Below are 6,023 nucleotides of genomic sequence, written 5' to 3' on the forward strand. Positions count from 1 at the left end.
TGCATAGCCCTACGGGCATAGAGGCTATAGTTGGATTCATGATAATAGCCTTTAACTTAACCCAATTATACTTTTTTAGAAACATTCGAGGATTCAGAGAAAAAAGGCTTTTGCAGATAAATATAATAGAAGATTTGAAAGATGAAATGTTGATAATTATGAATTGGATTAATCCAATTTTTAACACCGCATAGTCGATAATAAAATTGGAAATACAGCTTTTCATTATGATGGGGAGGGGGAAGGTGTATCTATATACATGGCCTACGGCCTTTTTCCCTTCCAAAATTTCAATAAAATAGAAAAAATCTAATTTCCTATAAAGAAAAAAGCTTTACTGGAAATTAGATGCGAAATCTCTGGCACTTTTTATATTAGTATTTATAAAGGCATTATATAATTGGGGTTTTTATGTTAAAATAGAAAATGTAAGTTTAAAAGGGAGGGATTTAAGTGCCAAGGCCAAGAAAGTATAGAAGAGTATGTTGTTTACCTAAGGTAAATGAATTTGGACCTCTTAATAAGAAAGAGTCAAATAACTTTGTTTTTATGACAGTAGAGGAATACGAGACAATAAGATTAATGGATTTAGAGAATTTAAGCCAAGAGGAAACTGCAGAAAGAATGGGGGTTGCCCGTTCTACTATACAAAGAATCTATGAAGAGGCAAGAAAAAAGCTTGCTGATTTTATAGTAAATGGTAAAACACTAAAAATAGAAGGTGGAGATTATAGAGTTTGTGATTTCAATGTTGATAATAACAGGTGTTCCCTTTGCAGGCGTCACGGTAGGATGTTTGGACAGGAAAAGGATTGAAATATAATATATAGACATAAAATCTTTTTTATTTTAAAATATTTAAATGCGAATATAAAAAATGGGGTGGAAAAATGGAATTATTAATTGTTTTATTAGTTTTGCTGGATCAATTTTCTAAGTATATTGCTAAAAAGTACTTAATTTTAAAGCAACCTATTAATTTAATCAATGGCTATTTAAACCTTATATATGTTGAAAATAGAGGTGCAGCATTTGGAATTTTTAGGGATAAGAAAATCATATTAGTAGGTTTTACTTCAATTGTTGTTATAGGACTTATTTATTATCTATTAAAAAATAAAGGAAAAGATAGATTTATAGATTTTTGTTTAATATTAATTATAGCTGGTGCTATAGGAAATTTGATTGACAGAATTTATTTAAACTACGTTGTAGATTTTATACATTTTTATATTAAGGATGTTTTTGACTGGCCTGTATTCAATTTTGCGGATATATATGTTTCAATAGGTGCAGTTTTATTGTGTATTAAATTGATATTTTTTGATAAACAGAGGTGATTTTGTAGATGCAGACACAGTCTATGAATTTTATTGTAGATATAGATAATGTAGGAAAAAGAATAGATGTTTTTTTAGCAGAAATGATAGAAAATATGTCAAGATCACAAATTCAAAAGATGGTTAATGATGGTAATGTTACTGTTAATGAAAAGATTGTAAAAAATAATTATAAACTTAAGGAAGAGGATGAAATAGTATTAAACTTACCAGAACCTGTGATGCTAAAGGTTGAACCTGAGGATATACCAATTGATATTTTGTATGAGGATGATGACATAGTTGTAGTTAATAAACCTCAGGGAATGGTTGTGCATCCAGCCCCAGGTAACTATTCTGGTACCCTTGTCAATGCACTTTTATACCACTGCAAAAATCTGTCTTCAATAAATGGAGTTATACGTCCTGGTATAGTTCATAGAATTGATAAGGATACATCGGGAGTTTTAGTTGTAGCAAAGAATGATATATCCCATAGAAATTTAGCAGAACAGATTAAGGAACATACAGTAAACAGAATATATCTTGCTATAACAGAGGGTATTATAAAGGAAGATTATGGAACTATAAATAGGCCTATTGCAAGACATCCAGTAGAGAGAAAAAAGATGGCAATAGTAGAGGGTGGAAGAGAGGCCATTACGCATTTTAATGTACTTGAGAGGTTCAAAGAAAATACATATATACAATGTAAACTTGAGACTGGAAGAACACATCAAATTAGAGTTCATATGAGCTCAATAGGGCATCCATTGGTTGGAGATCCTGTATATGGATATAAAAAACAAAAATATAGACTGCAAGGTCAGGCACTTCATGCTACAACCTTAGGTTTTATTCATCCTACAAAAAAGGAATATATGGAGTTTACAGCAGCTCCTCCGGATTATTTTATAGAATTAATTGAAAAGTTACGAAATCAAAGTAAGTAGGTGGTGAAAATATGCAAATCAAAGCAAAATTATTAGATGAAAATTCAATAAGAAGAACACTTATAAGACTCTCCCACGAGATAATAGAAAAGAATAAGGGTGTATCTGATATAGCATTAGTTGGAATTAAAACAAGGGGTGTTCCGATAGCAAAGAGGATTGCTGAATTCATAAAGCAGTTTGAGGGTGTTGAGGTTCCAGTTGGTATTCTTGACATAACTTTATACAGGGATGATTTAACAGAGAAATATGAAGATCCAAAAATAAATGATACTAAGATTGATTTTGATATAAAAAATAAGAAGATAATTTTAGTAGATGATGTTTTATATACTGGAAGAACTGTAAGGGCAGCTCTTGATGCAATAGTGGATATAGGAAGACCAAAGTCAATACAACTTGCTGTTTTAATAGATAGAGGTCATAGAGAACTACCTATAAGAGCAGACTACGTAGGTAAAAATGTTCCTACATCTCTATCGGAAATAGTGCATGTACATTTAAATGAAATAGATGGAGAGGATGTTGTACTTATAGCTGAAAAATAAAAATAGATGCCCCGTGGAAGAAGTTTTGTAGTCTGTTGAAAATTAGCCCCATTAAGGACTTATTGGGCCTTCGTTCATATTGCTAAAGCTTATGAAAGAGCCTATTGAAATCCTTTTATGGGGCTTTTTCAGATTTTATCTAACAATTAGGTTTGTCAACAATCTGTGGCATTTATTTTAAAGAGCCTTAGATTTTTTCACGAGACTAATTTTTTAAAAGCATAAAATATAAGTTATTTCCCAGCAATCTTTATTTTATCAATTTTTTCACTTGATGGAGTTACATATATTGTTTTATTTGTATAATATATAACCATACCAGGTTTTGCACCGTTAGGCTTTTTAACATTTTTTCTTTCTGTATAGTCAACTGGTACATTTGTTGAGTTTTTAGCTTTGCTATAGTAGGCAGCAAGTAGTGCTCCCTCTAAAAGTGCATTATCGGACACTTGCCCATTTTTTGATTTTATTATTACATGGGAGCCGGGTATATTTTTAGTATGCATCCATATATCATTTAGGGAAGCAAATTTTAATGTTAAAAAGTCGTTTTGTATGTTGCTTTTACCAACAAATATGTCGTAGCCATCGGAGGATATAAAGTGCATAGGTTGTGATTTAGGTGATTTATTTGTAATCTTCTTTTTAATAAATCCATTTAGAATCAGTTCATTTCGTATTTCTTCTATAGTTTCAGAATCAGTTGCATTTTCAAGGTTTATTAGTACTGTTTCTAAATATTCTTTTTCTTTAATTGAATCTTCTAAATTCTTACTAAGTATTTCAAATGTGTTTTTATTTTTGTTATATTTTTTATAATATTGCTGAGATACCTCTATAGGAGTCATCCCTTTTATATAGGGTACCTCAATTAAATTAAGGTTTTCGTCATAGTAGTTTTGAAGCATAACAGCATCACTATTAGTGTCAATGGAGTATTGATTTGCTAATATTAGTTCAGCATATATTTTGTATTTTTCATAATCCCTACATTCTTCTATTTTATTTACATAGGATTCAATCTTTTTGTTAGTTTTTTCAAATATCGATTCAATTAGCTTATATAAATCCTTATATTTTTGCTTCATTGTAATTTCTGAACTTCTATTGAAATAGAATGCATCTATCATTTGGCTTGCTGTGTTATATAGGTTTTCATCGGGTGTATTTGCTAATTTAAAAACATAAAAGTCTTTAGAACCCTTTGTATTTATAAATATATTGCATTCTATTAAATTAGACTTTAGTTTTGCTATGTAGTAGAAGAAATTATTTGCAATGATATCAAGTTCATCGGAGGATAGGGTATGTATTTCTCTATCGGCTTTATCTTTACAAACAATTTGGCAAAATGTATTACTTATACCATAGAAATTATCAATTAAAGTCTTAGATAATTTTTTATATTTGTTTTCTTCAAGTATTTTTAATAAGCTATCCTTTGTTGATTCAAGTGGATTAATTTTTTCCTTTGTTGGTGGAAGTTCATATTTAAGCTTAGGTAAAATTTGTCTTGCAGAACTTATAGTAAAATCTATATGCTTTAAAGAATCAACTATTATATACTCTGAATTTGTTAGTATTATATTGCTGTGTTTTCCCATTATTTCAGATATTAGATAATATGTATTTGCGTATCCAAGTTCGTCCTTTACTTCTATAGTTATTTTTAAAATTCTGTCTAAGGATATCTGCTCAATGTTTAAAATTCTTCCATTTTGTATATACTTTCTTAATACCATACAAAATGAAGGTGGCTTCATTGGGTTTTCTATATTTTGTTCTGTAAAATTAAATCTTGAGGATGTTGGATTTATAGATATTAAAAGCTTTTTTGTATTTTTTTCTCTTCTTAAAATCAATACTATATCTTCAGTATTGGGTTGATATATTTTATCTATTTTACCATTTATAAATTCTTTAAGTTCGTTTATTATGCTATAGGTTACTAATCCGTCAAATGGCATATTTAAAACCTCCAGTAGACTTTTTTAAATAAGTATAACATAATATATTATAAAATGTAATAGTTATAATGGGGGAGATAAAATGAATTTTGTAAAAATGCATGGACTTGGAAATGATTTTATTATATTTGAAAAAAAGGAATTAGGCAACAAAGATTGGAGTGATATTGCAAAAAAAGTGTGTGATAGGCACATAGGTATAGGGGCAGATGGCATACTAATAGTTGAAGAATCAAGCTGTGCTGATATAAAAATGACTATAATTAATTCCGATGGAAGTTTAGCTGAAATGTGTGGAAATGGATTGAGATGTTTCAGTAAATACGTATATGAAAAGGGAATAGTTAAAAAGCAAAATTTCAAAGTTGAGACAGGGGCAGGTGTTCTTGAGGTAATTTTTACTCTTGAAAATGATAATGTAAAGACTGTAAAGGTTAATATGGGACTACCAATAATAGAAGAGGACAAAAAATATTATAGGATTAACGTTTTAGGTAGGGAGTTTGAAGCAACTACAATGACTATGGGAGTTCCTCATACAATAATATACGTTGAAGATACTGTTGATGAAGATGTAATAAAGTATGGACCTATAATTGAAAAGATGGATATTTTCAAAAAAGGAACAAATGTAAACTTTGTTAGTGTGATTGATAAAGATAATATTAAGATTAGAACTTGGGAAAGAGGAGCAGGTTATACCCTTGCCTGTGGTACAGGAACCTGTGCCAGTGTTGTTGCAACCTTTATAAATGGCCTTACCAAAAATGAAGTAAATGCCCATTTAAAATTAGGTACACTAAAAATAACATATGATGATTATGTGTTTATGGAGGGACCTGCTGAATTTGTATGTGAAGGGAAACTACTTTTGTGACATAAAATATTATTTTGAATATTATATTATTAAACCTGAATTATTCATGGAATTTATTTAAAAGAGTTCTATAGCCCATATTAACTTAATTTTTTACTAAACTGCATTTCACTTAAAAAGTGAAATAAAAACATGAAAAAGAGGGCCCAAATTTGTTATAATATAGTTGCTAAACAAATACCAAACAAAGGGAGGGTTCTCAATGTTTAGTTTATATGATATTTGTTTAGAAAGCAATAGTAAAATACGATTAAATTTTGATGGTGGTGACTTATCTTCTGATACAGGATTGTTATTGCTTAAAGAATTTACTCATAAAATTGGCTTCGAAAATGTAATAAAAAGTTTATTTAAAACAA

Annotated in this window: 7 protein-coding genes and 1 pseudogene; 7 read left to right on the forward strand and 1 reads right to left on the reverse strand. The window is 29.4% G+C overall.

All coding sequences use genetic code 11. The annotated features are described in order from the left end of the window. The 5 genes and pseudogenes from BUB63_RS13780 to pyrR all read left to right on the forward strand — a co-directional run. Positions 1-194: pseudogene (locus BUB63_RS13780) on the forward strand (transposase); the annotation flags it as partial. A gap of 259 nt (positions 195-453) precedes the next feature. Continuing rightward, on the forward strand, positions 454-816 hold the full coding sequence (locus tag BUB63_RS12600) for a DUF134 domain-containing protein (protein WP_027307401.1): 363 nt from the start codon (positions 454-456) through the stop codon (positions 814-816). 74 nt (positions 817-890) lie between these two features. Then, complete coding sequence (lspA, locus tag BUB63_RS12605; RefSeq protein ID WP_073250286.1) at positions 891-1,340, forward strand: signal peptidase II; 450 nt, start codon at positions 891-893, stop codon at positions 1,338-1,340. A gap of 8 nt (positions 1,341-1,348) precedes the next feature. Continuing rightward, positions 1,349-2,272: an RluA family pseudouridine synthase gene (locus BUB63_RS12610; protein ID WP_027307403.1), complete on the forward strand. Its 924-nt coding sequence runs from the start codon at positions 1,349-1,351 to the stop codon at positions 2,270-2,272. A gap of 11 nt (positions 2,273-2,283) precedes the next feature. Continuing rightward, complete coding sequence (gene pyrR / locus BUB63_RS12615) at positions 2,284-2,820, forward strand: bifunctional pyr operon transcriptional regulator/uracil phosphoribosyltransferase PyrR (RefSeq protein WP_073250289.1); 537 nt, start codon at positions 2,284-2,286, stop codon at positions 2,818-2,820. 233 nt (positions 2,821-3,053) lie between these two features. Here the strand turns inward: pyrR and BUB63_RS12620 are convergent, their stop codons facing one another. Further along, positions 3,054-4,787 (reverse strand): Rqc2 family fibronectin-binding protein, encoded by a 1,734-nt coding sequence (locus BUB63_RS12620; protein ID WP_073250293.1) that lies wholly within the window; start codon positions 4,785-4,787, stop codon positions 3,054-3,056. 82 nt (positions 4,788-4,869) lie between these two features. Here BUB63_RS12620 and dapF point away from each other — a divergent pair, with 82 nt between their 5' ends. Together dapF and BUB63_RS13510 are read left to right on the forward strand one after the other, a co-directional pair. After that, positions 4,870-5,664, forward strand: a complete 795-nt coding sequence (dapF, locus tag BUB63_RS12625; RefSeq protein ID WP_073250297.1) for a diaminopimelate epimerase — start codon at positions 4,870-4,872, stop codon at positions 5,662-5,664. A gap of 202 nt (positions 5,665-5,866) precedes the next feature. Then, positions 5,867-6,023 (forward strand): transposase (locus tag BUB63_RS13510; RefSeq protein WP_200790191.1); only part of this gene is annotated, 157 nt, incomplete at its 3' end.

The organism is Caloramator proteoclasticus DSM 10124, from assembly GCF_900129265.1.
Lineage (GTDB): Bacteria > Bacillota > Clostridia > Clostridiales > Caloramatoraceae > Thermobrachium > Thermobrachium proteoclasticum.

Bases quoted from the DNA above. Each gene is read 5' to 3' on its own strand.
- dapF (WP_073250297.1), top strand. From the start codon at position 4,870: ATGAATTTTGTAAAAATGCATGGACTTGGAAATGATTTTATTATATTT.
- BUB63_RS12620 (WP_073250293.1), bottom strand. From the start codon at position 4,787: ATGCCATTTGACGGATTAGTAACCTATAGCATAATAAACGAACTTAAA.
- BUB63_RS12610 (WP_027307403.1), top strand. From the start codon at position 1,349: ATGCAGACACAGTCTATGAATTTTATTGTAGATATAGATAATGTAGGA.
- pyrR (WP_073250289.1), top strand. From the start codon at position 2,284: ATGCAAATCAAAGCAAAATTATTAGATGAAAATTCAATAAGAAGAACA.
- lspA (WP_073250286.1), top strand. From the start codon at position 891: ATGGAATTATTAATTGTTTTATTAGTTTTGCTGGATCAATTTTCTAAG.